The sequence below is a fragment of the Pseudomonas sp. SJZ074 genome (genome assembly GCF_007828215.1).
Lineage (GTDB): Bacteria > Pseudomonadota > Gammaproteobacteria > Pseudomonadales > Pseudomonadaceae > Aquipseudomonas.
Window position 1 is genome coordinate 51,691 of sequence record NZ_VIUE01000024.1, and the last position, 23,700, is coordinate 75,390.

17 protein-coding genes are annotated in these 23,700 nt (G+C 61.5%); 14 read left to right on the top strand and 3 right to left on the bottom strand.

The genetic code is table 11. The features are described 5' to 3' along the window. Nucleotides 1-147 precede the first annotated feature (147 nt). The 6 genes from FBX99_RS21770 (at nucleotide 148) to FBX99_RS21790 (ending at nucleotide 6,408) form a co-directional block, all read left to right on the top strand. The gene (locus FBX99_RS21770) at nucleotides 148-705 is read left to right on the top strand and encodes an NADPH-dependent FMN reductase (RefSeq protein WP_144924989.1); all 558 of its coding nucleotides are present in this window, start codon (nucleotides 148-150) and stop codon (nucleotides 703-705) included. A 200-nt stretch (nucleotides 706-905) separates the two neighbouring features. After that, entirely contained in the window at nucleotides 906-3,818 is a 2,913-nt protein-coding gene (locus FBX99_RS21775) for a hypothetical protein (protein ID WP_145132863.1), read from the top strand. Between the two features lie 566 nt (nucleotides 3,819-4,384). Further along, a complete protein-coding gene (locus FBX99_RS21780; RefSeq protein ID WP_144924980.1) occupies nucleotides 4,385-4,714 on the top strand; it encodes a DUF6124 family protein in 330 nt (109 codons plus the stop codon). Nucleotides 4,715-4,886: 172 nt separating this feature from the next. Continuing rightward, nucleotides 4,887-5,027 carry a hypothetical protein gene (locus FBX99_RS21785; protein WP_371921397.1) on the top strand — a complete coding sequence of 47 codons (141 nt, stop codon included), beginning with the start codon at nucleotides 4,887-4,889 and terminating at the stop codon, nucleotides 5,025-5,027. Continuing rightward, nucleotides 4,991-5,143 (top strand): ArsR family transcriptional regulator, encoded by a 153-nt coding sequence (locus tag FBX99_RS29665; RefSeq protein WP_371921396.1) that lies wholly within the window; start codon nucleotides 4,991-4,993, stop codon nucleotides 5,141-5,143. Before FBX99_RS21785 ends, FBX99_RS29665 begins: the two co-directional genes overlap by 37 nt. Then, nucleotides 5,125-6,408 (top strand): arsenic transporter, encoded by a 1,284-nt coding sequence (locus FBX99_RS21790; protein WP_144924977.1) that lies wholly within the window; start codon nucleotides 5,125-5,127, stop codon nucleotides 6,406-6,408. Before FBX99_RS29665 ends, FBX99_RS21790 begins: the two co-directional genes overlap by 19 nt. A 105-nt stretch (nucleotides 6,409-6,513) precedes the next feature. Here FBX99_RS21790 and FBX99_RS21795 read toward each other — a convergent pair whose 3' ends face one another. Continuing rightward, complete coding sequence (locus FBX99_RS21795; RefSeq protein ID WP_144929887.1) at nucleotides 6,514-7,479, bottom strand: DUF1853 family protein; 966 nt, start codon at nucleotides 7,477-7,479, stop codon at nucleotides 6,514-6,516. A gap of 103 nt (nucleotides 7,480-7,582) precedes the next feature. Here FBX99_RS21795 and FBX99_RS21800 point away from each other — a divergent pair, with 103 nt between their 5' ends. From FBX99_RS21800 to FBX99_RS21835, 8 genes are all read left to right on the top strand, one after another. Beyond that, entirely contained in the window at nucleotides 7,583-8,473 is an 891-nt protein-coding gene (locus FBX99_RS21800) for an NAD(+) kinase (RefSeq protein ID WP_024776985.1), read from the top strand. Next, entirely contained in the window at nucleotides 8,470-9,444 is a 975-nt protein-coding gene (locus FBX99_RS21805; protein ID WP_178112028.1) for a metallophosphoesterase, read from the top strand. Before FBX99_RS21800 ends, FBX99_RS21805 begins: the two co-directional genes overlap by 4 nt. Then, entirely contained in the window at nucleotides 9,441-10,313 is an 873-nt protein-coding gene (locus FBX99_RS21810; protein ID WP_144929889.1) for a rhomboid family intramembrane serine protease, read from the top strand. Before FBX99_RS21805 ends, FBX99_RS21810 begins: the two co-directional genes overlap by 4 nt. A gap of 71 nt (nucleotides 10,314-10,384) precedes the next feature. Next, nucleotides 10,385-10,645 (top strand): YeaC family protein, encoded by a 261-nt coding sequence (locus FBX99_RS21815; RefSeq protein WP_144929890.1) that lies wholly within the window; start codon nucleotides 10,385-10,387, stop codon nucleotides 10,643-10,645. Continuing rightward, entirely contained in the window at nucleotides 10,642-11,478 is an 837-nt protein-coding gene (locus FBX99_RS21820) for a DUF2797 domain-containing protein (protein WP_144929891.1), read from the top strand. Before FBX99_RS21815 ends, FBX99_RS21820 begins: the two co-directional genes overlap by 4 nt. Nucleotides 11,479-11,491: 13 nt before the next feature. Next, nucleotides 11,492-14,149, top strand: a complete 2,658-nt coding sequence (gene pepN, locus FBX99_RS21825; RefSeq protein WP_144929892.1) for an aminopeptidase N — start codon at nucleotides 11,492-11,494, stop codon at nucleotides 14,147-14,149. A gap of 379 nt (nucleotides 14,150-14,528) precedes the next feature. Continuing rightward, on the top strand, nucleotides 14,529-15,581 hold the full coding sequence (locus tag FBX99_RS21830; protein WP_145132865.1) for a YCF48-related protein: 1,053 nt from the start codon (nucleotides 14,529-14,531) through the stop codon (nucleotides 15,579-15,581). Nucleotides 15,582-15,624: 43 nt separating this feature from the next. Beyond that, nucleotides 15,625-18,000 (top strand): RND family transporter, encoded by a 2,376-nt coding sequence (locus FBX99_RS21835; RefSeq protein WP_144929894.1) that lies wholly within the window; start codon nucleotides 15,625-15,627, stop codon nucleotides 17,998-18,000. 74 nt (nucleotides 18,001-18,074) lie between these two features. Here FBX99_RS21835 and FBX99_RS21840 read toward each other — a convergent pair whose 3' ends face one another. Further along, entirely contained in the window at nucleotides 18,075-22,757 is a 4,683-nt protein-coding gene (locus tag FBX99_RS21840) for a dermonecrotic toxin domain-containing protein (RefSeq protein ID WP_145132867.1), read from the bottom strand. 168 nt (nucleotides 22,758-22,925) lie between these two features. Continuing rightward, nucleotides 22,926-23,645, bottom strand: coding sequence for a FadR/GntR family transcriptional regulator (locus FBX99_RS21845; RefSeq protein ID WP_041024160.1), 720 nt, complete (start codon nucleotides 23,643-23,645; stop codon nucleotides 22,926-22,928). Between the last annotated feature and the right edge of the window lie 55 nt (nucleotides 23,646-23,700).

Below are 23,700 nucleotides of genomic sequence, written 5' to 3' on the forward strand. Positions count from 1 at the left end.
GGTTCTGTAGACCCAGGTCATGCGCGGTAAGTTTTCCTACAAGAAAAAAATAGTCCAGACGGCAGGTTTTCGGTTTTCCGCTGGTCCAATAATCCGCCCGATCATCTATAAATAGAGTCCCCTTTGATCCCTAGCCGAGAACATCCAATGAGTAATGTCTATACAGTGGCCGTTTTAGTGGGAAGCCTGCGCAAGGCCTCGATCAATCGCAAGTTGGCACTGGCGCTGGCGGATCTGGCGCCTGCCAACCTGAAGCTGGAGATCGTCGAGATAGGCGACCTGCCGCTCTACAATGAAGACATCGACGTCTCGCCCCCCGCTGCCTATAGCACCTTCCGCCAGCAGGTGGGCGCAGCCGATGCCTTGCTGTTCGTCACGCCGGAGTACAACCGTTCCGTGCCAGCACCGTTGAAGAACGCCATCGACGTCGGTTCGCGCCCCTACGGCCAGAGCTGCCTGAGTGGCAAACCCGGTGCGGTGATCAGCGCATCGCCGGGTGCCATCGGCGGTTTTGGCGCCAATCACCATCTGCGCCAGTCTCTAGTGTTCCTTAATGTGCCGTGCATGCAGCAACCAGAAGGCTACCTGAGCAATGCGGGCACGGCGTTCGATGAAGCGGGTCATGTGTCGGAGTCGGTGAAGCCGTTCCTGCAGACATTCATCAATGCCTATGGCCAGTGGGTCGAGCAGTACAAAAAGGTCTGATCCGTCCCCACCCATGAGGGATGCCCGTGGCGAGGGGCGCTTGTTTCCTCGTTACGGGTTTTTTATATATCGATTTAGATCCCCACTCTACTGTCAGCTCTGACAGTAGACGCTCTTATCCCAACGCGTCCTAATGACCTCACGTTCACTGCGCCTCTACTGTTTTATTGGCAGCCCTTCAAGCGTCGAGGTGTTTTCCCATGAAAAAGCGATTTCCTCCGCGTTATGTGCCCGACAACAACCCTCTGAGCCTTGATCCCCCTTGGCTCCCCGGCTGGACGATTCCCGTCGAGAACTATGATGCCGGTATCCCGGCTCGGCTGGCGGAAGGCGGTTTGCTCTGCGTCGTCGATCCCTGGACATCGATGGAAGTGGGCGACACCTTCAAGTTCTACTGGAATGACACGGCCACCCCCGTCTGGAGTACCACGATCGATCTGGCGCAAAAGGACCAGCAACTGACTTTCCGTATCGATGAGGGGCACATCGTCAGGGGCGATGCTTTTCCGGTGTTCTACAGTGTGCTGCGCGTCGGTGGGAGCATTCCCATAGAGTCGCAGCCGCAGTGGAAACTGTTGGTCAAACTCGACCCGCCCGGCGGTTTCGATGAGGACCAAGGCACGCCGGGCCACTCGGGTTTACGCTATTCCATACCTCAGGACATCCTTGACAACGGTGTTGGACCGGAAGAGGCCGCGGCCGGCGTGGAGATTACCATCAAGGCTTACGATCATATGCGTCGCAACGACAGGATCAATGTGGCCTGGGGTTCTGAGAATGTCTATCGCAAGGTGCTCGATGGCGAGGAGGGCCAGGACATTATCGTCACTATTCCCCTTGAAACCATCGAACGAGCCGGTGACAGCGATGGCCTTGCCATCGCTTATCAGGTGGTGGATGAGTGCGGTAATTATCCAGGCGGATACTGGCGCTGGTCAGCAGTGACCCAGATTCTCGTCGACCTCAACAACGACGGGCTCGATCCGCCGTTGGTGCTGGTCAACGGTTCTCCCGTCGACGAAATTGATCTCGCCGAGCTGGCCGGGGACCCTGTCATCGTGCGTGTTGCCGCCAACCGCTATGAACATGCCGTGGATGATCTGTTGCGCCTGACCTGGCGCGGCACGGCCGCGGACAGTTCTCCGGTGATCGTCGGCCCGCTGGAACAGACGGTGACCACCATTCCTTACTTCTACGACTTCACCATCCCATATGCCGATGTCGCGGCCATCGCCATGGGCCGTGCCTCGGTGCGTTACGTGCGGGTGCGCAGTGGTGAGGAGGATCAGCCGTCGAAAAGCAAGTCCGTGACCGTGGTCGGTGATGCCCGCCAATACCTGGCGCCTGAAATTGTCGAGGCCGTGGGCGGTACGCTGGACCCGGACTTGAATTTCTACACGCTTTCCGTTCCCTATTATCCGGGACGTGTCGCTGGCGATGAGATCATCATCATTTGCGACGGCCGTACCTCCACCACGCTTCCGACTTACCATGAAGTGATAGCGATCGTGGGCGATGAAGCGGTTGGTGCGCCGGTATTGGCGAACCTGGAAAAAGAACAGGTCAAACGTCTGGATGGCGGCTCGCTCACGGTGTACTACAGCGTGAACGGTCAGCCCGAGTCAGAGTCCTTGATCTTGACGGTGGGTGCGGCCGCGCCGTCGCTGCCGATCCCTACGGTGGTGGAAGCGCCCAATGACGTGCTGAACCCGGACGACGTCAACCCCGCCATCGGCGCCAACGTCATCGCCACCTACACCGCGACCCTGCCCGAGGATGTCGTCGTGCTGCGCTGGCGCGGCTCGTCGAGCAATGCCCCGGACCAGTCGAGAACCTTGACGGGCAACACGGCGGGCAAGGTGGTGCCCTTTACCGTGCCGTTCAGGTACGTCACTGAAAACCTCAACGGCACCGTGGATGTCAGCTACTCCGTCACCCGGGGCACTACCTTGCTGGGTAATTCCATCGTCCGACACCTGACGGTCGGTTCGGCCCTGGAACTGACGGCCCCCTCGGTGAAAGAAGCCAACGGTGCCACCCTGAACCCGGTCAATGCCAGGGACACGCTGACGGTCGTGGTGCCGACCAATGCCGCGCTGCTGCCTGACGACAAACTGAAAGTCACCTGGACCGGTGCTCCGGGCACGCCCGCCGAAGGTTCCTACACCTCGGACGAATGGCCGGTCAGGGACGGTTGGGAAGTGCCGATCGACAACCGCGTAGTGGCGTTTAGCTTGGGCAAGGCGGTGACCGTCACCTATACGGTGATCCAGGCTGGCGTGGAGTCGCCTCCCTCGGATACGTTTACATTGAATGTGCAAGCGATGCCCGTGGCCAGCCTGGCGATGCCGCTGATTCTGGAGGCGGCCCAGGGGGGGATCGGTAATGAGTTGGACCTGGGTAGCTTCACGGGGGATGCCCGAGTCACGGCGGCACCCTGGCCGCTGATTGCCGCTGGCCAGCGGGTCTGGCTGCGTTGTGAGGGCACTGCCAGTGATGGCTCGGACCAGACGATTACGCTTGCCACCGGCACTGAGGTTGATTCGAGCGAAGTGACTGCGGGGCTGTCGAGGTCCATCCCGCGCGCTGAACTTGAAAAATTGCTTGATGGCTCCGAGCTGAAGGTTGTGCTGGAGGTTACCTTCAACCGCAGTACCAGCGAGAGCGAGGCGGTGGTCTTCCCGTTGCGTATCTATGCCTTGGCCAATCAAGCTCCTTTCGAACACTACACTCCCTTTACGAATGGGGACATGAATGGCTGGCTATCTGGCGGAATCGTTGCGATCAGACAGGAGGCCGGTAATTACTACTGCCGGCTTGGATCTGCAGCTACACAGCTGTCAACTATACAAAGGAACATAGAAGGGTTGCGTCCCGGAGCCAGGTATGAGTTCAGTCTGCTCGCTCGTAGGGGGGCTGGGCATGAGGGGCTGTTAAAATTTAGGGTGGCCGGGCATTTACATGAGCCCAGCGGGCTCACTTCTATTTGGAGACCGTTCTCAATTACTTTTGAACCGACCCACGAAACGGTGCAGATAGAAATTTTTAATGGAAAACAGCAAGCGGAAAACCAAGTGACTGAAGTCGACGACATCCGCATTCGTTCGCTTTGACAGCGGATCAGACAAGTAATTGATCCACGCCAGATGGCACCTTCCACCTCTCCGTGGCGAGGGGGCTTGCTCCCGTTGGACTGCGCAGCAGGCCCCTTTGGCGGTCGCTGCGCAACCGAGCGGGAGCAAGCTCCCTCGCCACGGGCTTTATATATCGCTTCAAATCCCCGCTCTACTGTCAGCTCTGACAGTAGGAGGAAAGGGGACGCATTTATTTCGAGAATGAAAGTTCCTGCGTAGGACGTAGCCGCTCCCAGGCTACACCGCCTTGCGCCATTGCCTACAACTGCGCCAGAATCCGCCGGCTTGTGCGCCTGGGGGGCGGGTTCTATCGTTTGCGGGTCGCTGATTGATCAGTGATCGGGTTTGGTAGCCCGGGCTTTGGGTGCATAGCGTCATCTTCTGCAAGCGCAGCCATGCGCTTCGCCTTTTGGTGGCCATGCGCAGGGCCTTTTCGGAGGCGCCGGCTCCGATGCCCGGTCTACCAACCTTCGTATGGCCACCGCCCAATTCGTTTGGTAGCGAGAGGGTGATGGCTCCTTTTCAGAATGCATCGGAGTTTCATCATGTTCAAACCAACACCCAATCCACCAGACACCGATCCAAACCCCGCCGACTTCGACAAAGCCGCCAAACGAGCCCTCGACTTCTACCTAAAACCTGAATCCGACCCGAATCCACCGCCAGGCCAGCTCTTCACCGTTGTGAATGGCGTCGACACCGAGTGCCTGCTCGCCAACCTTAGTGAAACCCTGGCCTCTGCCGACGCGATGATCAGCGACCTGGCCTTCGAGCTGGATGGTTCGCGACGACATGTAGCATTGGGCATTCAGCAGTTGATCGAGTTGGGCGGATTGCTGGCCAACCGGGCGCTGGATAACGGCGATCCGCGCTAACTTGCCAGGCATCAACCTGTGGCGAGGGGATAAATCCCCTCGCCACAGGGGGCGCTTTGAACTGGTCAAGTAATCCCCTCACCACGGGGGGCGTGCAATGCCAATCCATTACTTTACTGGATATTCGGGTTTCCCTATATTCGCCCTTCGCTTGCCCAGACTTTTTGCCGTCATGTCCAGTCCCCACAATTCCGTCGATGTCTTCAAGGCTCTGGCCGACGACAGCCGCACCCGCACCCGCACCCGCATTGCGCTGTTGGTGGCCCGCGAGGAAGAATGTGCGTCTATGCACTCACTGCGGCGCTGGACCTGAGCCAGCCGAACATCTCCAGGCACCTGGCAGTTGCGTCACGCCAACTGGATCGGTGGCCGACGCTTTTTATCAATCCCTCTTTCCAAGGCTGTAGCGCATGCTTGTCGCGTCATTGATTTTCCTGCTGACCATAACCCTGGTGATCTGGCAACCCAAAGGGCTCGGCGTCGGCTGGAGCGCGACGTTCGGCGCGCTGCTGGCGTTGTTGAGCGGGGTGGTGCAGATCTCCGACATCCCGTTGGTGTGGCAGATCATCTGGAATGCCACCGGTACCTTCGTCGCGCTGATCATCATCAGCCTGTTGCTGGATGAAGCGGGGTTCTTCGCCTGGGCGGCCCTGCATGTGGCTCGCTGGGGGCGGGGCAGCGGGCGCAAGCTGTTTGCCTACATGGTGCTGCTCGGTGCCCTGGTGTCGGCGTTGTTCGCCAATGACGGCGCGGCGCTGATCCTCACGCCTATCGTGATTTCCATGCTGCTGGCCCTGCGTTTTTCCCCGGCGGCGACCCTGGCGTTCGTGATGGGGGCCGGTTTCATTGCCGACACCGCGAGCCTGCCGCTGGTGGTGTCGAACCTGGTGAATATCGTCTCGGCGGACTTCTTCGGCATCGGTTTCAACCGCTACGCGGCGGTGATGGTGCCGGTGAACCTGGTGGCGGTGGCGGCCAGTCTGGCGATCCTGATGTGGTTTTTCCGCCACGATATCCCCCGTGACTACGACCCGCATCAACTGGACGATCCGGCCAGTGCCATCCACGACAGCGCCACGTTCTATGCCGGTTGGGCCGTGCTGGTGATTCTGTTGTTGGGGTGCTTTGCCCTGGAGCCCCTGGGCATTCCCATCAGCGCCATTTCGGCCGTTTGCGCCGCGTTGCTGCTGGCCGTCGCCGCGCGCGGTCACAAGATCTCCACCCGCAAGGCCATGAAGGAAGCGCCGTGGCAGATCGTGATTTTTTCCCTGGGCATGTACCTGGTGGTCTATGGCCTGCGCAACGCGGGGCTGACTGACTACTTGGCCGGGTGGCTCGACGCTTTCGCCGGTTATGGCGTGTGGGGCGCGGCCATGGGCACTGGGGTGTTGACGGCGTTGCTCTCGTCGGTCATGAACAACCTGCCGACGGTGCTGGTCGGTGCGTTGTCCATCGATGCCAGCCATGCCACTGGTGCCGTGAAGGAAGCGATGGTCTACGCCAATGTCATCGGCAGCGACCTGGGGCCGAAAATTACACCCATCGGCAGCCTGGCGACCTTGCTTTGGTTGCATGTATTGGAGCGCAAGAATATTCAGATCGGCTGGGGGTATTACTTCAAGGTTGGGATTGTGTTGACGGTGCCGGTGTTGCTGGTGACGTTGGCGGCGCTGGCGTTGCGCTTGTCCTTTTAAACTGTGGTGACCCCTTCGCGAGCAAGCCCGCTCCCACATTTGAAATGCCTTCCTTCTGTGGGAGCGGGCTTGCTCGCGAAGTCGGCCGCTCAGACGCCGCAAAGCTCAACCATTACCCGGCACATCCGGCCACGGATCCGCCACCAGGAACACCCGCTCGGCCTCTTCCCACTCACCGCTGGCGTTTTCACTCAGGCGCACCATCAACTGTGCAGGCGCCATCGGGTCCAGGGCCATTCGCCAGGCGTCCAGTTGCCCGGTATTCCAGGTCTGCTCCGCCGGATAGTGGGCCGGCGCCAGCCAGGCGGCGCGGGGCAGGGGTTGCCAGCGGCCCGGCGGGCGCTGGGCAATGAACGCCGGCCAGTCGCGTTGGCGCAGCCAACTGCCGCGCAGATGCCTGGGATGCGCGCCCCCTGGCGGTTCGGCCTGTCCGGGCCAGGGATAGAGCAGGTAGCCCCCCAGCCACAGCTCGGAGCGGAACCGCTCGAGGCCCGAGGATTCAACGCCCAGTGCCGCCAGGGCTTCACGGCTCTCCGGGCGCGCCGAGATCGGTAGCTGGTGCTCCCGCAGATGGGTCAGTTTACGGTCGAGCCGGTCGTGGCAGCCCGGACCAAGCCACTGCGCGGGGTCGCGGCCGTCACCCTGCTGCGGCCCCAGGTACAGCTTGATCGCCAGTTCCAGATGATGGATGCCATCCTTATCGCGCAGCAGCAGGTCGAGTTCACCCAGGGTCTGGCCGTCGCGGCGGATCGGCAGGTTCGCGGCAATCAGCTCGATGCCCGGCGCATGCCGCACAGCAAATTGCCATAACCGTTCGTAATAGAGGCCCAGGCGTTGGGTCCGGCCCTGGGACAGCCAGTGCAGCAGCGGGTAACTGTCGCGGTCCAGCTGTTGCAGCCAATGTTCCAGTTGGTGGGGATGCTGCACCCAATCGCTGCCGGTCAGGGGATGACGTTGGGGCCAGGGCGCGTCGATGAGCATCGGTGGGGCGAGTATCACCCACGCAAGATCGCGCACCTCGGGGTGGCGCAAGCGGCGGGGCAGGTCCAGCAGTTCGGGAAACAGGATCATTTTGCGAGCATAGCCTTTAGGGAAGGCTTAAAGCATTTTGTCTATGGGCCGCTTTCGCCCATAATCGGGTTTTTCGCCCGCCGCAGACCCTCGCAGGAGCCCCATGGAGCAATTTCGCAATATCGGCATCATCGGTCGCCTGGGCAGTTCGCAGGTCCTGGATACCGTTCGCCGCCTCAAACGGTTTCTCCTGGAGCGACACCTGCATGTGATCCTCGAAGATACCATCGCCGAAGTCCTGCCGGGGCATGGCCTGCAGACGTCGTCGCGCAAGATGCTCGGTGAAGTCTGCGACATGGTCATTGTGGTCGGTGGCGACGGCAGCCTGCTGGGGGCCGCCAGGGCCCTGGCGCGGCACAACATTCCGGTGTTGGGGATCAACCGAGGCAGCCTCGGTTTCCTCACCGACATCCGCCCCGATGAGCTGGAAACCAAAGTGGCCGAGGTGCTCGACGGCCATTATCTGGTGGAAAACCGCTTTCTGCTACAAGCCGAGGTCCGCCGTCATGCCGAGGCCATCGGCCAGGGCGACGCCCTCAACGACGTGGTGCTGCATCCCGGCAAATCCACGCGCATGATCGAATTCGAGTTGTACATCGACGGTCAGTTCGTCTGCAGCCAGAAGGCCGACGGCCTGATCGTCGCCACGCCCACCGGCTCCACCGCCTACGCGCTGTCCGCCGGTGGCCCGATCATGCATCCCAAGCTCGACGCTATTGTGATTGTGCCCATGTACCCCCATACCTTGTCTGGGCGACCTATCGTGGTCGATGGCAACAGTGAGCTGAAAATCGTCGTGTCCAAGGATATGCAGATCTACCCGCAAGTGTCCTGCGATGGCCAGAACCATTTCACCTGCGCGCCGGGCGACACCATCACCGTCAGCAAGAAGGCGCAGAAGCTGCGCCTGATCCATCCTCTGGATCACAATTACTACGAAGTCTGCCGGACCAAGCTCGGCTGGGGCAGTCGATTGGGAGGTAGAGGCGACTGATGCTCGATCCTGCGCGCAGTTACGATCTGATCGGTGACGTGCACGGATGCGCCCTGACCCTGGAACACCTGCTGGACCGACTCGGTTACCACAAGCAGGGCGGGGTCTGGCGGCATCCGTCGCGCATGGCTGTATTCCTGGGCGATATCATCGACCGTGGGCCGCGGATCCGCGAGGCGTTGCACATCGTCCACGACATGGTCGTGGCCGGCCAGGCGTTGTGCATCATGGGCAACCACGAGTTCAACGCCCTGGGCTGGAGCACGCCGGCACCGCCCGGCAGCGGCCAGCGCCATGTGCGCGAACACACGCCGCGCCATGCCCGCCTGCTCAAGGAAACCCTGACCCAGTTCGAGCAATACCCTGGCGAATGGCATGACTTCCTCCAGTGGTTCTATGAACTGCCGCTGTTCGTCGATGCCGGTCGCTTCCGGGTGGTGCACGCCTGCTGGGATGCCGGCTTGATAGAACCGTTGCGGGGCCTGTTCCCGGATGGTCGGGTCGACGAACCCTTCCTCCAGGCTTCGGCGCAGGCGGGCAGTTTCGCCTGCACGGTGTTCGATCGCTTGCTGCGCGGCACCGACATGCGCCTGCCCCACGGCATGACCCTGACCGGGGGCGATGGCCTGACCCGTTCGTTCTTTCGCACCAAGTTCTGGGAGGACGATCCGAAAACCTACGGGGACATCGTGTTCCAGCCCGATGCCTTGCCCGAGCCGGTGGCCCGCAGGCCGCTATCCCCGGATGAAAAGAACAACCTGCTGCGCTATGGTGCCGATGAGCCACTACTGTTTGTCGGTCACTACTGGCGCAGCGGAAAACCCGCGCCGATCCGCGCGAACCTGGCCTGCCTGGACTACAGTGCGGTGCTCTACGGCAAATTGGCCGCCTATCGCCTGGACCAGGAAACCCAGCTGGACCCGCATAAATTCGTCTGGGTCGATGTGGAGCGTCCGGAGATGGTGAAATGAACCTTGTCGCGGTGTTGCGCCTGCCTTTGGCGGTGGACCTGAGCGGTTTCGTCAAGCTCCTGCAGCGCATGCAAGTGCCTCACCGCGTCAGCGAAGAGGCGGGCGAGCAGGTGCTCTGGGTGCCGGACGAAATCGGTGAAGACGTGCGCTCCCTGTACGCGCGTTTTCCGGTAGGCGATCCGGAGCAGACGTTGGAGCTTCCAACCATGGGCACCGACACGCGACGGCCCGGGGTCGTCGAACAACTGATCCGAAGCCCCGTCACCGCCCTGGTATTGCTGCTGAGTCTGATAGTCAGCGCCGTGACCCTGCTGGGCGATAATCTCCAGGTGTTGCGATGGCTGACCTTCCTGGAATTTCGTGTGGTCGGTGACTACATCCAGTTCTCGCCCCTGGCCGACAGCCTGGCGGCAGGGCAGTGGTGGCGCCTGGTGACGCCGATGCTGATTCACTTCGGCTTCCTGCACATCGCCATGAATGGCATGTGGTACTGGGAGCTGGGGCGGCGGATCGAAGCGCGCCAGGGCAGCATCAACCTGCTCGGGCTGACGCTGCTGTTCAGCCTCGTGTCCAACTTCGTTCAGTATGCTGTCAGCGGCGCGACGCTGTTCGGTGGCTTGTCAGGTGTGTTGTACGGCCTGCTGGGCCACTGCTGGATCTATCAACTGCTGGCGCCGAACCCGGCCTATCACTTGCCCCGTGGGGTCCTGGTGATGATGCTGGTATGGCTGGCGCTGTGCCTGTCCGGGCTGGTCTCGATGATCGGTTTCGGCGAAATCGCCAACGGCGCTCATGTCGGCGGCCTGCTCGTCGGCTGCTTCACGGGCTTGTTGGGCGGGCTCTTCGCTCGCCGTAAAATGCTCCGGTAATGACACGAATGCCCCGGTAGTCAGCTTTACCTTTTTCATTATTGACACTTTAACGAACGCGCGGAGACCCCATGTCCTCGTTCAACGAAATGATCCAGAACATCACCCCCGACATCTACAGGAGCCTGAAGCTGGCCGTGGAAATCGGCAAATGGGCCGATGGCAACAAGCTCACCGCCGAACAACGCGAGTTGTCGTTGCAGGCGATGATCGCCTGGGAAATCCAGAACCTGCCCGAAGAAGAGCGCACCGGTTACATGGGCCCCCAGGAGTGCCAGTCGAAATCGATCGAAGTGCCGAACATCCTGTTCAAGTCGGATGCCATCCATTGATCGAGATCGGCCGCGGTGCAATCAGCAAGATGTCGGCACGCCTGGACGGGCCGACCGTTCAATATGCCTTTCGCCTGGGTGATGTCGAGGTGCCAGTCAACCCGTTGATCGGCAGCACGGTGCGCCTGGAGTTTCTCGGTGCGATCCACTGCAGTCACTGTGGACGCCGGACCAAGACCAGTTTCAGCCAGGGTTATTGCTACCCCTGCATGACCAAACTGGCGCAGTGCGATGTGTGCATCATGAGCCCCGAGCGCTGCCATTTCGACGCGGGTACCTGTCGCGAGCCGGCGTGGGGTGAGCAGTTCTGCATGACCGATCATGTGGTGTACCTGGCCAACTCCTCGGGCGTGAAAGTCGGGATCACCCGCGCCACGCAACTACCGACTCGCTGGCTGGACCAGGGCGCGAGCCAGGCATTGCCGATCCTGCGGGTGGCCACGCGCCAACAGTCGGGGTTCGTCGAAGACCTGTTCCGCAGCCAGGTGGCGGACAAGACCAACTGGCGTGCCTTGCTCAAGGGCGATGCGGTGGCGATTGACCTGCCGAAGATCCGCGACGCGTTGTTTGAAAGTTGCGCCCAGGGATTGCAGGGCTTGCAGGAACGATTCGGCCTGCAGGCGATCCAGACCATAGCGGACGTCGAACCGCTCGAGATCCGTTACCCGGTGGAGCAATACCCGGCCAAGATCGTCAGCTTCAACCTGGACAAGGACCCGATTGCCGAAGGCACACTGCTGGGGATCAAGGGCCAGTACCTGATTTTCGACACCGGCGTGATCAACATTCGTAAATACACGGCTTACCAGCTCGCCGTGCATCAGCATCAGTAGAAGGATTCGACCCATGCGCACCGAACAACCGAAGATGATCTACCTGAAGGACTATCAGGCCCCCGAGTACCTGATCGACGAGACACACCTGACCTTCGAGTTGTTCGAGGACCACAGCCTGGTCCATGCGCAACTGGTGATGCGTCGTAACCCCGAGCGGGGTGCCGGGCTGCCGCCGCTGGTGCTCGACGGGCAACATCTGGAGCTGGTCTCGATCAAGCTCGACGACACCGACCTGGCGTCGGGCGACTACCAGTTGGACGACAGCCACCTGACCTTGCAGCCCAAGACCCAGGCCTTCACGGTCGACACCACGGTGCGGATCCACCCGGAAACCAACACCGCCCTGGAGGGCCTGTACAAGTCCGGCGGCATGTTCTGCACCCAGTGCGAGGCCGAGGGTTTCCGCAAGATCACCTACTACCTCGACCGTCCGGACGTCATGAGCAAGTTCACCACCACCGTGGTGGCCGAGCAGCACAGCTATCCGGTGCTGCTGTCCAACGGCAACCCGATTGCCAGCGGCCCCGGCGAAGACGGCCGGCACTGGGTGACCTGGGAAGACCCGTTCAAGAAGCCTGCCTATCTGTTCGCCCTGGTGGCGGGTGACCTGTGGTGCGTCGAAGACACCTTCACCACCATGACCGAACGCAGCGTGGCGCTGCGCATTTACGTCGAGCCGGAAAACATCGACAAATGCCAGCACGCCATGACCAGCCTGAAGAAGTCCATGCGCTGGGACGAGGAGGTGTACGGCCGTGAGTACGACCTGGATATCTTCATGATCGTCGCGGTCAACGACTTCAACATGGGCGCCATGGAGAACAAAGGCCTCAATATCTTCAACTCCAGCGCGGTACTGGCCCGCGCCGAGACCGCCACCGACGCCGCGCACCAGCGGGTCGAGGCCATCGTCGCCCACGAATATTTCCATAACTGGTCGGGCAACCGCGTGACCTGCCGCGACTGGTTCCAGCTGTCGCTCAAGGAAGGCTTCACGGTGTTCCGTGACGCCGGGTTCTCGGCCGACATGAACTCCGCCACCGTCAAACGCATCCAGGACGTGGCCTACCTGCGTACCCACCAGTTCGCCGAAGACGCCGGCCCCATGGCCCATCCGGTGCGCCCGGACAGCTTCATCGAGATTTCCAACTTCTACACCCTGACTGTGTACGAAAAGGGCTCGGAAGTGGTCGGCATGATCCACACCCTGTTGGGCCCTGAAGGCTTTCGCAAGGGCAGCGATCTCTACTTCCAGCGCCACGACGGCCAGGCCGTGACCTGCGACGATTTCGTCAAGGCCATGGAAGATGCCAACGGTGTCGACCTGACCCAGTTCAAGCGCTGGTACAGCCAGGCCGGTACGCCACGGCTGGCGGTCAGCGAATCCTACGATGCCGCCGCCAAGACCTATAGCCTGACCTTCCGCCAGAGCTGCCCGCCGACTCCGGACAAGGCGGAAAAACTGCCGTTCGTGATTCCCGTCGAGCTGGGCCTGCTGGACAGCCAGGGGGCCGAGATCCCGTTGCGCCTGAGCGGCGAAGCGGCGGCAAACGGCACGTCCCGAGTGATCTCGGTGACCGAAGCCGAGCAGACCTTCACTTTCGTCGACATCGTCGAAAAACCGCTGCCGTCTTTGCTGCGTGGCTTCTCGGCGCCGGTGAAGCTGAGCTTCCCGTATGACCGCGACCAATTGATGTTCCTGATGCAGCACGACAGCGACGGCTTCAACCGCTGGGATGCCGGCCAGCAACTGTCCGTGCAGGTGTTGCAGGAACTGATTGCCCAGCATCAGCAAGGCGCGAGCCTGGTACTGGACCCGCGTCTGATGACTGCCTTGCGCACGGTGCTGTCGGACGAATCCCTGGATCAGGCCATGGTCGCGGAAATGCTCTCGCTGCCAAGCGAAGCCTATCTGACGGAAATCAGCGAAGTGGCCGATGTCGAGGCGATCCATGCCGCCCGTGAGTTCGCCCGCCAGCAATTGGCCGACAACCTGTTCGAAGCTCTGTGGCTGCGCTACGAGGCCAACCGCGACTTGTCGAAGCGCACGCCGTATGTGGCCGAAGCCGAGCATTTTGCCCGCCGTGCATTGCAGAACATCGCCTTGTCGTACCTGATGCTGACCGACAAGCCCGAAGTGCTGAGCGCGACCCTGGAGCAGTTCGACAGCGCCGACAACATGACCGAACGCCTCACGGCCCTGGCGGTGTTGGTCAATTCGCCATTCGAAACCGAGAAGGCCCGGGCGCTGGAAGTATTCGCGGAGAACTTCAAGGGTAACCCGCTGGTCATGGACCAGTGGTTCAGCGTCCAGGCCGGCAGCCCGTTGCCGGGTGGCCTGGCGCGGGTCAAGGCGCTGATGGAGCACCCGGCGTTCAACATCAAGAACCCGAACAAGGTGCGGGCACTGATCGGTGCGTTCGCCGGGCAGAACCTGATCAACTTCCATGCCGCCGACGGCTCGGGTTACCGCTTCCTGGCGGACCTGGTCATCCAGCTCAACGGCTTCAACCCGCAGATCGCCTCGCGACAACTGGCGCCGCTGACCCGCTGGCGCAAATACGACAACGCCCGCCAGGCGCTGATGAAAGCCGAGCTTGAGCGCATCCTGGCGTCCGGCGCGCTGTCCAGCGATGTGTTCGAGGTGGTGAGCAAGAGCCTGGCTTGAGGTTGATGCCGCGGTTTGTCTTTTAGACCGCGGTGCCTTTATTCGCGAGCAAGCCCGCTCCCACAGGAGCTGTGGTGTGCACGAGCTTTGTGTCCGCCGCAGATCCCTGTGGGAGCGGGCTTGCTCGCGAATGGAGCAACATCGATCTACCTTTGGAATACAGCCATCACCCCACCGAATACCCCGCCATTCACCCCCTGCGCCAACCCCCCTGGTTAACAAAAGATAACGCGGCGTCGATTGTCAGGCCTTCTGAAAGCCCGATAGGATAGGTCAGCTTCCGAAGTGGCTCTAGATTGCAGGTTTGCGCCCCGATCGAGCTGCCTACGGCGCCCTGAAAGGCCGTATGGCCGAACAATAATAATGGGGGAAAAGGTCTATGAACGAGCCTGTCATGGCCGTGGGTCGCGCCCGCCAGCCTGTGCTGCGGCGAGTCGCGTTGCTGGTCTCGGCGCTCTCGCTGCTGGGCTCTGTTGTGTTGTCGGCGCCGGCGCTGGCCGTTGCAGCCACGACAACCGACGTCATCTATGCGGTCGAATCGGCCAAGGCCAGCAAGACCCTGATGCTCGACGTGGCCCACGCCGGCCAGCGCCTGGTAGCCGTCGGTGATCGTGGGCACATTGTCTATTCGGACGACCAGGGCAACACCTGGACCCAGGCCAAGGTGCCGACCCGCCAACTGCTTACCGCCGTATTCTTCGTCGATGACAAACACGGCTGGGCCGTGGGGCACGACGCGCAGATCCTCGCCAGTGAAGACGGCGGCAGCACCTGGACCCGGCAATACGAAGACCTCACCCGTGAAGCGCCGTTGCTGGACGTCTGGTTCAAGGACGCCAGCCAGGGGTTCGCCGTGGGTGCCTACGGTGCGTTGCTCGAAACCACCGACGGTGGCAAGCACTGGGAAGACGCCAGTGACCGTCTCGACAACGAAGACCAGTTCCACCTCAACGCCATCACCGCGGTAAAGGATGCCGGGCTGTTCATCGTCGGCGAGGCCGGCAGCATGTTCCGCTCCGCCGACTGGGGCCAGACCTGGGAGAAGCTCGAAGGCCCTTACGAAGGTTCGCTGTTCGGCGTCATCGGCACCGCCCAACCTTCGACGCTGCTGGCCTACGGCTTGCGCGGCAACCTCTATCGTTCCACCGATTTCGGCGGCTCCTGGGAGCAGGTCGAGCTCAAGGCCGCCCGGGGCGCCCTGGAGTTCGGCCTGTCAGGGGCGACCTTGTTGCCGGACGGTTCCATCGTGATCGTCGGCAACGGCGGCAGCGTGGTGCGCAGCACCGACGACGGCGTGACCTTCAGCGTCTTCAACCGTCCGGACCGGATTTCCGTGGCGGCCGTCACGGCGGCGGGTAATGGCAACCTGATCCTGGCCGGACAGGGGGGCGTGCGAGTCACCACGGCCAGCGGCGCTGAACTGAACAAATGAGCCGCGCATATGAGTCGGGCACAATAACAAGAAGGCGGACCCCATGAGCAGTCATCACCAAGACAAGGCGACGTTCCTCGAGCGCCTGATTTTCAACAACCGCCCGGCGGTGATCGTCATTTGCTTGTTGGTCAGTATTTTCCTGTTCTGGCAGGCCACGCTGATCCGTCCCTCCACCAGCTTCGAGAAAATGATTCCCCTCGAGCATCCGTTCATCGAGAAGATGCTCGAACATCGCAACGACCTGGCGAACCTTGGCAACACCGTGCGGATTTCCGTGGAAGCCACCAACGGCGACATCTTCTCCAAGGACTACATGGAGACCCTGCGCCAGATCCATGACGAGGTCTTCTACATTTCCGGCGTCGACCGCTCCGGCCTCAAGTCGTTGTGGAGCCCGAGCGTGCGCTGGACCGAAGTGACGGAAGAGGGCTTCGCCGGCGGCGAAGTGATCCCCCAGAGCTACAACGGTTCGGCCGACAGTCTCGAACTGCTGCGCAACAACGTGCTCAAGTCCGGCCAGGTCGGGCGGCTGGTGGCCAACGATTTCAAATCGAGCATCGTCGACATCCCGTTGCTGGAGTCCTACCCGGATCCCCAGGACCAGGGCAAGTTGCTGAAACTGGACTACCAGAAATTCTCCCACGAGCTCGAAGACAAGATCCGCCACAAGTTCGAAGCCCAGAACCCCAACGTACAGATCCACATCGTCGGGTTCGCGAAGAAGGTCGGCGACCTGATCGATGGCTTGATCATGGTGGTGATGTTCTTCGGCGTGGCCTTCGTCATCACCCTGGTCCTGCTGTACTGGTTCACCCACTGCATGCGCAGCACCATCGCGGTGTTGAGCACCACGCTGGTGGCGGTGGTCTGGCAACTGGGGCTGATGCACGCGGCCGGCTTCGGCCTCGATCCCTACTCGATGCTGGTGCCGTTCCTGATTTTCGCCATCGGGATTTCCCACGGGGTGCAGAAAATCAACGGCATCGCCTTGCAGTCCAGCGAGGCGGATAACGCCCTGACGGCGGCGCGGCGCACGTTCCGGCAACTGTTCCTGCCGGGGATGATCGCGATCCTGGCGGATGCGGTAGGCTTCATTACCTTGCTGATCATCGACATCGGCGTGATCCGCGAGCTGGCCATCGGAGCGTCCATCGGCGTGGCGGTGATCGTGTTCACCAACCTGATCCTGCTGCCGGTGGCGATTTCCTACGTCGGCATCAGCAAGCGCGCCGTCGAGCGCAGCAAGAAAGACGCGAACCGCGAGCATCCGTTCTGGCGGTCACTGTCGAACTTCGCCAGTGCCAAGGTCGCGCCGGTGTCCATTGCCCTGGCGGTGCTCGCCTTCGGTGGTGGCCTGTGGTACAGCCAGAACCTGAAGATTGGCGACTTGGACCAGGGTGCGCCGGAACTGCGTCCCGACTCGCGCTACAACCAGGACAACAACTTCATCATCAGCAATTACTCCACCAGTTCCGATGTGCTGGTGGTGATGGTCAAGACCAAGGCCGAAGGCTGCTCGCGCTACGAAGCCATGGCACCGATCGATGAGCTGATGTGGAAGATGCAGAACACCGAGGGCGTGCAATCGGCGATTTCCCTGGTGACCGTGTCCAAGCAGATGATCAAGGGCATGAACGAGGGCAACCTGAAATGGGAAACCCTTTCGCGCAACCCCGACGTGCTGAACAACTCCATCGCCCGGGCCGATGGCCTGTATAACAACAGCTGCTCCCTGGCACCGGTGCTGGTATTCCTCAACGACCACAAGGCCGAGACCCTGGATCGTGCGGTAAAAGCGGTCCAGGCCTTCGCCAAGGAAAACAACCGCGATGGCCTGGAGTTCATCCTGGCCGCCGGTAACGCCGGCATCGAAGCCGCCACCAACGAAGTGATCAAGGAGTCGGAACTGACCATCCTGATCCTGGTGTACATCTGCGTGGCGACCATGTGCATGATCACCTTCCGCTCCTGGGCCGCGACCCTGTGCATTGTCCTGCCGCTGGTACTGACTTCGGTGTTGGGCAACGCCCTGATGGCGTTCATGGGTATCGGCGTGAAAGTCGCGACCCTGCCGGTGGTGGCGCTGGGGGTGGGGATTGGCGTGGACTACGGTATCTACATCTATAGCCGCCTGGAAAGCTTCCTGAGGGCTGGGTTGCCGTTGCAGGAAGCTTATTACCAGACGCTGAAATCCACCGGCAAGGCGGTGCTGTTCACCGGCCTGTGCCTGGCCATCGGCGTGTGCACCTGGATCTTCTCGGCCATCAAGTTCCAGGCGGACATGGGGTTGATGCTGACGTTCATGCTGCTGTGGAACATGTTCGGCGCGCTGTGGCTGTTGCCGGCGCTGGCGCGGTTCCTGATCAAGCCTGAGAAGCTGGCGGGGCAGAAGGGGAATTCGTTGTTTGCCCATTGATGGGGCCACTGCCAAACACAGTTTTGTGGCGAGGGGATTTATCCCCTCGCCACAAGAATTACCTTAGCCAGTGATCACGGCGCCAACGGCAAGAACTTGCCCTGCGCCAGGGACTTGCTGAGCTGCCCCCGATGCACATTCACCACCGCATAAGGGCTATCGGCCTTGGCGAGTAACGAGTGGTAGTGCTCCCGGCGCTGCTCCTTGGTTTTCAAGTGCGCGACGCTGTAGTCCGCCTTCGGTGTATCAGCCGTTTCGTAGTGGAAATGCGCGTACCAGAGGGGGAAGCCATCACGGTCGTTGATGGCGTATTCCTGGAGGAAGTCCTTGCGGCTCCCTTTCAAGGCCTTGCGATCGCCGAGCCGTGCGACTTGTATCAGGTTTTTTTCGAACAGAAACCGCAGGTTGCCGTCGGTAGGCGGCAGTTTCAGACTCAATTCGGTGCGCAGGGCGTTGCCCCTGGTGGTCAGGCTCGATATGGCGTCCGACAGCTGCTTGCTCAGTGCCTGATCTGCCGGCGTGCGTGGGGTTTGCGACGCGGCGAGGGCCCGGTCAAGCTCTTCGGAAAGCTTACGGAAACGACTCGCCTCATTGTTCATGATCTCCTCGATTTCCTGAGGATGACGGCAGTGTTTCTTGTAGCTTTCAGCACGGCGCAGACGTTCGTCCAGCTCATCGAGCATTTGGTGCACATCGCCCTTGATCGCCTTGACCGATCTCGTCTTGGGCGCCGGGGTTGGTTTGCGTATATCGACGGCATCCCACACATCGTCGTGACGCGAGTAGGTGGACAATAGCGTATCGTTGAAACGCAGCTCGACGACTTCAATCGGCAGGGCCGTGCCGGCCGGCTTCAAGTCACCGATCAGGACGCCTCTGTTGCGGGTCCTGATCACCTTTTTCTGTGGGCGTCCGGCGGGCACCCTGGACTGTTTTGGCGCACGCCTGCGCGGCGTTGGCTCGGGTTTGATTTCTGCGGCGAGTTTGCTGGAGACCTCCTGATACAGGCTGTCGACCAGCCTGAGTAACCTGTCGAAATAGGCTTCGTTGAGGTGGTCGAGGTAGAGGGTCTTGATCCCCTGCAAGGCGTCCAGGGACTTGCCGTACTGCTCGGTCAGGCTGGTCAGCACCTCAAGCTGTTCCGAGGCGGGGAGCTCGTACATTCGCAGTTCGCAATGGGAGCGCACTTGTTCCCCCAAGGGCACGACGATGTGCAGCAGGCTCTCGGACAGGTTGGAACTGGAGTTCTTGACCGACAGCATCGGAAGCGTAGCGAATTGCAGGGCTTTGCTGCTGATTGAGTTTATTTCGTCGTGCGGCCGGTCTTTGGTGAGGCGCTCGAACGCCTGGGCGCCGGCCTCATCCAGATTCAATAGTCGATCGAGAAAATCGTCCTTGAGCTCCAGCCAATGGATCGCCTGATCATTGAGATCGCTCAGGGTCTCGAGATACTTCAGGTATTCCTGCAGGTTAATGAGGACGGCCTCCATCTGATTGACCTCCCCTTTAAACTGAGGATGGGCATTGATGACGGCCGTGCGTTGATTTTCGGTGACGATGACGGCTTTGCGGGCATTGTTCACCACGTTTTCCATCATCCCGCGCAAGGCTGCCGGGGATAGCTCGATGCCCAGGCTGGCCCGCTCGGGCGCGCTGTTCACCAGCTTCAGATAAAGGTCGGTCTGTTCCTGAAGCAGGTCATAGTACACTTTGCGCTTCGCCGTGCGTTGTGCCTCGGTATAGTTCGCTCCGCTATCGAGCCTGATCATCACTTCCTGGGCCACTTGCAGGGCTCTGCCTCGAGCTGCGTCTCCCTTGACCACCTGATTGTATTCCTCTTGTAGTACCCGCCTTCGCTCCAGATTGAGGTCGCGCTGTGCTTGCAACCGTTTGGGGGGCGAGCCGCCCAGCAGGCGCAGGCGCAGATCGAGGGACCAGCGCCCCTCGCTGTCGGCTTTCAACGGCGGACCGTTCCGGCTGGGGTCGAGTGGGTCGACGATGGTCGCGCTGCCGTCCGCTTCAGGGGTGACCTGATACAGAACGCCTTCCACCTCGGCATGCCATTTTTGGGCGATCACGTACAAACCCTTGTACGGGCCATATCCGATGGGTTCGGGCATTGTCGCAGGGCGCGTTGTCTGCAAGTTCAGCAGCCGGGTGCGTTGTTCCGATGTCAGGCGCTGGCGGGCGCTGGCGAAGCTGAAGTCCAGGCGTCTACTGGCAGCATCGGCGTGGGCGCCAGGCATGGCGATGGTTCCCTCCACGACGGTGGGCGGTGCCGGCACGGGCCACTGCTCGGCAATGGCCTGAGGTGCCGGGGGGAGCATGGCTTGCTTCTTCACCGATTCGGGCACTGCCGCACGGGTGACCGGCGCATGGCCGGTGGGCAGTTGGCCCACCAGCATGGCCAGGTTGACGAGCAGGTCGACGGCGGCCAGCTCCCGTGTCACTGGATCCTCGCTGATCAGGGCTGGAATGTCCTGTTGGGCGCTGGCCATCAGGTTCCATAGCCAGACAGTGGTCATGACCGGGCCGCGCAGCAAGGGGAACAACAGCGTGTTGAACAACAGGCTGCCGCCCCGGAGCAACACCGCCCAGCGGCTCTCGCTGTTGGACACCGAGTCTCGGTCGGCCTGGGTGATCAAAGCCTGGGCGTTGCAGCCATAGAGATACTGCATCAGCTCGCCGTTGTGCAGCGCTTGCAGCAGTTCGCCGTGGGTGTCTGCCGTGGCGAGCGTGGCCGGGGCGGGTTTGTCGGGAACGTTGAACTCGTCGCCGGGGAAGAACCGCACGATGTGCGGTTCCAGGAAGCCGCCGTTGGCGTACACCGGGCGGGCCGAGTCGGACAGCCAGGTCAGGACGCTATCCTGCAGGTCTCCGGCGGTGGCGATGGCTTGCAGCAGCGCCTCCCTTGTCGGGAACGCTTGCAGCATGGGGGTATGGAGCGGCCGATACAGCAGATGCGGGCCGGTGGTGGTGTCCTGCGCTTCGATAAGGAACATGTTGGCCACGATGTCGGGCTGGGCCTGGGGCCTGCGCACCAGACCGAGGTGGCGAATGACCACCGGGCGACCGTTGACCTGTTGGCTCGCCACGTCAGGTTGAAGAACGGCTTCCAGCAGGCGCTGGCCTTGGAGAGTCATGCCGTTTTCGTTGTTCAGCCGCTGTTTCAGCGCGTCGAGGGCCAGTTGCGCAGGAATCTGTTCGGCGAAGATCCGTTGACGGCTCTTTGCCTGGGACGAGCTACCGAGCAGGTGCTGTTGCAGGTAGCGCGGATAGGTGGTGCCAATGTCGACCTGTTCGATCAGCCCGGTCACGAAGCCCGGCGTCAACCAGGCCGGCAATGTCAGGCTACGACGATGGCTGAGCGTGAAGCGGCCGCTGGGGCGGGCGACCAGGTTGTGGATGGCCAGTTCGGTCAGGCTCATCTGCCGCTTCTCGCTGAGGCCGATGGTCCCGGGATAGCCTGCGGAAACGGTGAAGTTCAGCAGCACATCGTCGGGCTGGTACTGGCCCGATGGCACCTTGTCCGGGCTGCTGTCATTGGCTTGCCGCATGCGGCCGGACAAGGCGCTGGCGGTGAAAGCCTTGATGTCCTCGATGCCGCTGAGAAAGGTCTGGCCCTGATGGCGTTTTTTGGCGCTGGCCAGGGTCAGGCTGTGGTGCTGGAGCTTCGTCTGGTCGACGATGGAGGCTTTTTTCAGCCAGCGGGGCAGCAAGGGGGCCAGGCGTGCCGAGGTCTGCGGTGAGAGCCGAGGGGCTTCCAGCAGGTAGCGTGCCGGGTCGCTCAGGTCGTTATAGAGATCCTTCAGGTTCTGCAGGCCGATCCCGGCTGGCAGCCGTACCGCCTTCAACTCGGCCAGTTGCTGCTCCAGCAACATTGCCGCCTGGCTCTCGAAGACGTCGCCGCTTATCTCGTAGCGTTGGCAGGTGACGGTGTCGACGGTGTAACGGCTGGCGATCGATGCGCCCCAATGCTGATAAAAAGCTTCCACAGAGGCAAAGGATTGCACCGCGCTGCCGGGGCTGCACAGCAGGAACTCCGTGGCGCCTTTTGTGGTGCGGACCAGGAGAATCTCGCTGCCCACCAGTACGGTACTGGTGGTACCCCGGGTGACCCGGGTTTCCAGGTTATAGGCGTACACAGGTGCCTGTCGGTCGAGACGAAAGCGCCGCTCCCGGTCTGGCCAGCGGACGACCTGATCGAGCATCTCGCGTGCCGTGTCAGCAAGGTCGGGCTGTTGCAGCCCGCGGATGCTCAGCATGTTCCTCAGCACATCGCTGAGCCAGCGCCAGCGGTTGCCGCGGCGCTTCGTATCGGCTGCGTCAATGTCGTCGCCCCAATAACGGACCAGCGCATCCTCCAGCCCGAGCGGTACGCTCCAGGCCAGTTCCAGCAGCGATTGCTTGATGATCTGGATGTCCACCTCGCGGTTGCCTGCCCGCAGGCGGCGCGGTGGGATGTCGGATAGAAAACAGTCCAGGTGGCCCTGTGGGCTGAAGTCCACGGGCGTGCCGACGGCCAGATGATCGAGCACCACGGGCATGAACGGCTGGAAATGCCAGGTACGTCTGGTAGTGTCCGGGGTCGCCAATTGAACCGTGGCCAGGTCGACATCCAGCCAGGGATATGTCCGCTTGATAGCTTGTTCAAGCATGCGTTGCACGACCTGTTCGAAGGTCGGGTGGCTGGCGAATTGCAGGCTGACACTTTGCGTCAACGCGGGGATGGCGTCAGCGGAGGAGGGGGCGGTCATGAGAAGTCCTTTTCACAAAACATGGCCGTCGGGATGACGGTGAGAAAAGTATCGACTTCTCTGCCCTGAGCGGGTGGTACATAAATACCACCCTACCGAAGAGCGGTTGTGAAAGGTCCTTTCGCTGGCATCGACGGGATGAATGACCGGTTCGCTACAATCGGTTGATCAGGACGGATCGTTGCCCAGCACGACGTTCAGCGCACTGCGTGCATCGTCCAGTTGCACCAGGGTGGCATGGCGGGCGCCGAGGGCATCACGGTTCTCGATGGCGGTGAGGATCGCCTTGTGCCGTGGCATCGCCAGTTCATGCAGGTTGGGCCGTTGGTTGGAATGCTTGAGCGCTTCGGCGATGGCCACCGACAACATGTTGCACAGGTTGGCGAGCAGGTCATTGTGGGTGGCGTCGGCGATCCGGCTATGGAAATCCAGGTCCGGTTGCAGCAGGGCTTCGGGCGTCGGTGCCGCGTCCATGCGCTCGTAGGCTTCGCGGATGGCGGCGATGTCGGCGTCGGTGGCGAACTGTGCGGCCAGGGCGGCTGCGGCCGGTTCGATGATGCTACGCACGCTGGTGAGCAAACCGAAGAACTCGTTCTGCGGGCTGCTCTGCATCAGCCAGTGCAATACATCCGGATCGAGCATGTGCCATTCCCGCCGGGCCTTGACCACCGTCCCCACGCGCGGCCGCGAATACACCAGGCCCTTGGCGACCAGCACCCGCGTGGCTTCACGCAGTACCGGACGGCTCACGGCGTATTCTTCGCAGAGCAAGGCTTCGGCGGGCAGCTTGTCATCGGGCTTGAAGCGTCCGGACACGATCTGCATGCCCAGTTCCTGGACGATGCGTGCGTGCATGCTTTTGCGGTCGGAGGGTTTGCGGTAATCCATGGGGTGCGGCGCGATCCTGTGGAGGAGATGCTACGCATGATAGCAGGCGCAGCGA

What these genes read in the sequence shown, in the direction of transcription:
- FBX99_RS21795 (WP_144929887.1), bottom strand. Translation starts at nt 7,479, where the DNA reads ATGATCCTGTTTCCCGAACTGCTGGACCTGCCCCGCCGCTTGCGCCAC.
- FBX99_RS21835 (WP_144929894.1), top strand. Translation starts at nt 15,625, where the DNA reads ATGAGCAGTCATCACCAAGACAAGGCGACGTTCCTCGAGCGCCTGATT.
- FBX99_RS21810 (WP_144929889.1), top strand. Translation starts at nt 9,441, where the DNA reads ATGAACCTTGTCGCGGTGTTGCGCCTGCCTTTGGCGGTGGACCTGAGC.
- FBX99_RS21800 (WP_024776985.1), top strand. Translation starts at nt 7,583, where the DNA reads ATGGAGCAATTTCGCAATATCGGCATCATCGGTCGCCTGGGCAGTTCG.
- FBX99_RS21770 (WP_144924989.1), top strand. Translation starts at nt 148, where the DNA reads ATGAGTAATGTCTATACAGTGGCCGTTTTAGTGGGAAGCCTGCGCAAG.
- FBX99_RS21780 (WP_144924980.1), top strand. Translation starts at nt 4,385, where the DNA reads ATGTTCAAACCAACACCCAATCCACCAGACACCGATCCAAACCCCGCC.
- FBX99_RS29665 (WP_371921396.1), top strand. Translation starts at nt 4,991, where the DNA reads ATGTGCGTCTATGCACTCACTGCGGCGCTGGACCTGAGCCAGCCGAAC.
- FBX99_RS21840 (WP_145132867.1), bottom strand. Translation starts at nt 22,757, where the DNA reads ATGACCGCCCCCTCCTCCGCTGACGCCATCCCCGCGTTGACGCAAAGT.
- pepN (WP_144929892.1), top strand. Translation starts at nt 11,492, where the DNA reads ATGCGCACCGAACAACCGAAGATGATCTACCTGAAGGACTATCAGGCC.
- FBX99_RS21775 (WP_145132863.1), top strand. Translation starts at nt 906, where the DNA reads ATGAAAAAGCGATTTCCTCCGCGTTATGTGCCCGACAACAACCCTCTG.
- FBX99_RS21845 (WP_041024160.1), bottom strand. Translation starts at nt 23,645, where the DNA reads ATGGATTACCGCAAACCCTCCGACCGCAAAAGCATGCACGCACGCATC.
- FBX99_RS21785 (WP_371921397.1), top strand. Translation starts at nt 4,887, where the DNA reads ATGTCCAGTCCCCACAATTCCGTCGATGTCTTCAAGGCTCTGGCCGAC.
- FBX99_RS21815 (WP_144929890.1), top strand. Translation starts at nt 10,385, where the DNA reads ATGTCCTCGTTCAACGAAATGATCCAGAACATCACCCCCGACATCTAC.
- FBX99_RS21830 (WP_145132865.1), top strand. Translation starts at nt 14,529, where the DNA reads ATGAACGAGCCTGTCATGGCCGTGGGTCGCGCCCGCCAGCCTGTGCTG.
- FBX99_RS21790 (WP_144924977.1), top strand. Translation starts at nt 5,125, where the DNA reads ATGCTTGTCGCGTCATTGATTTTCCTGCTGACCATAACCCTGGTGATC.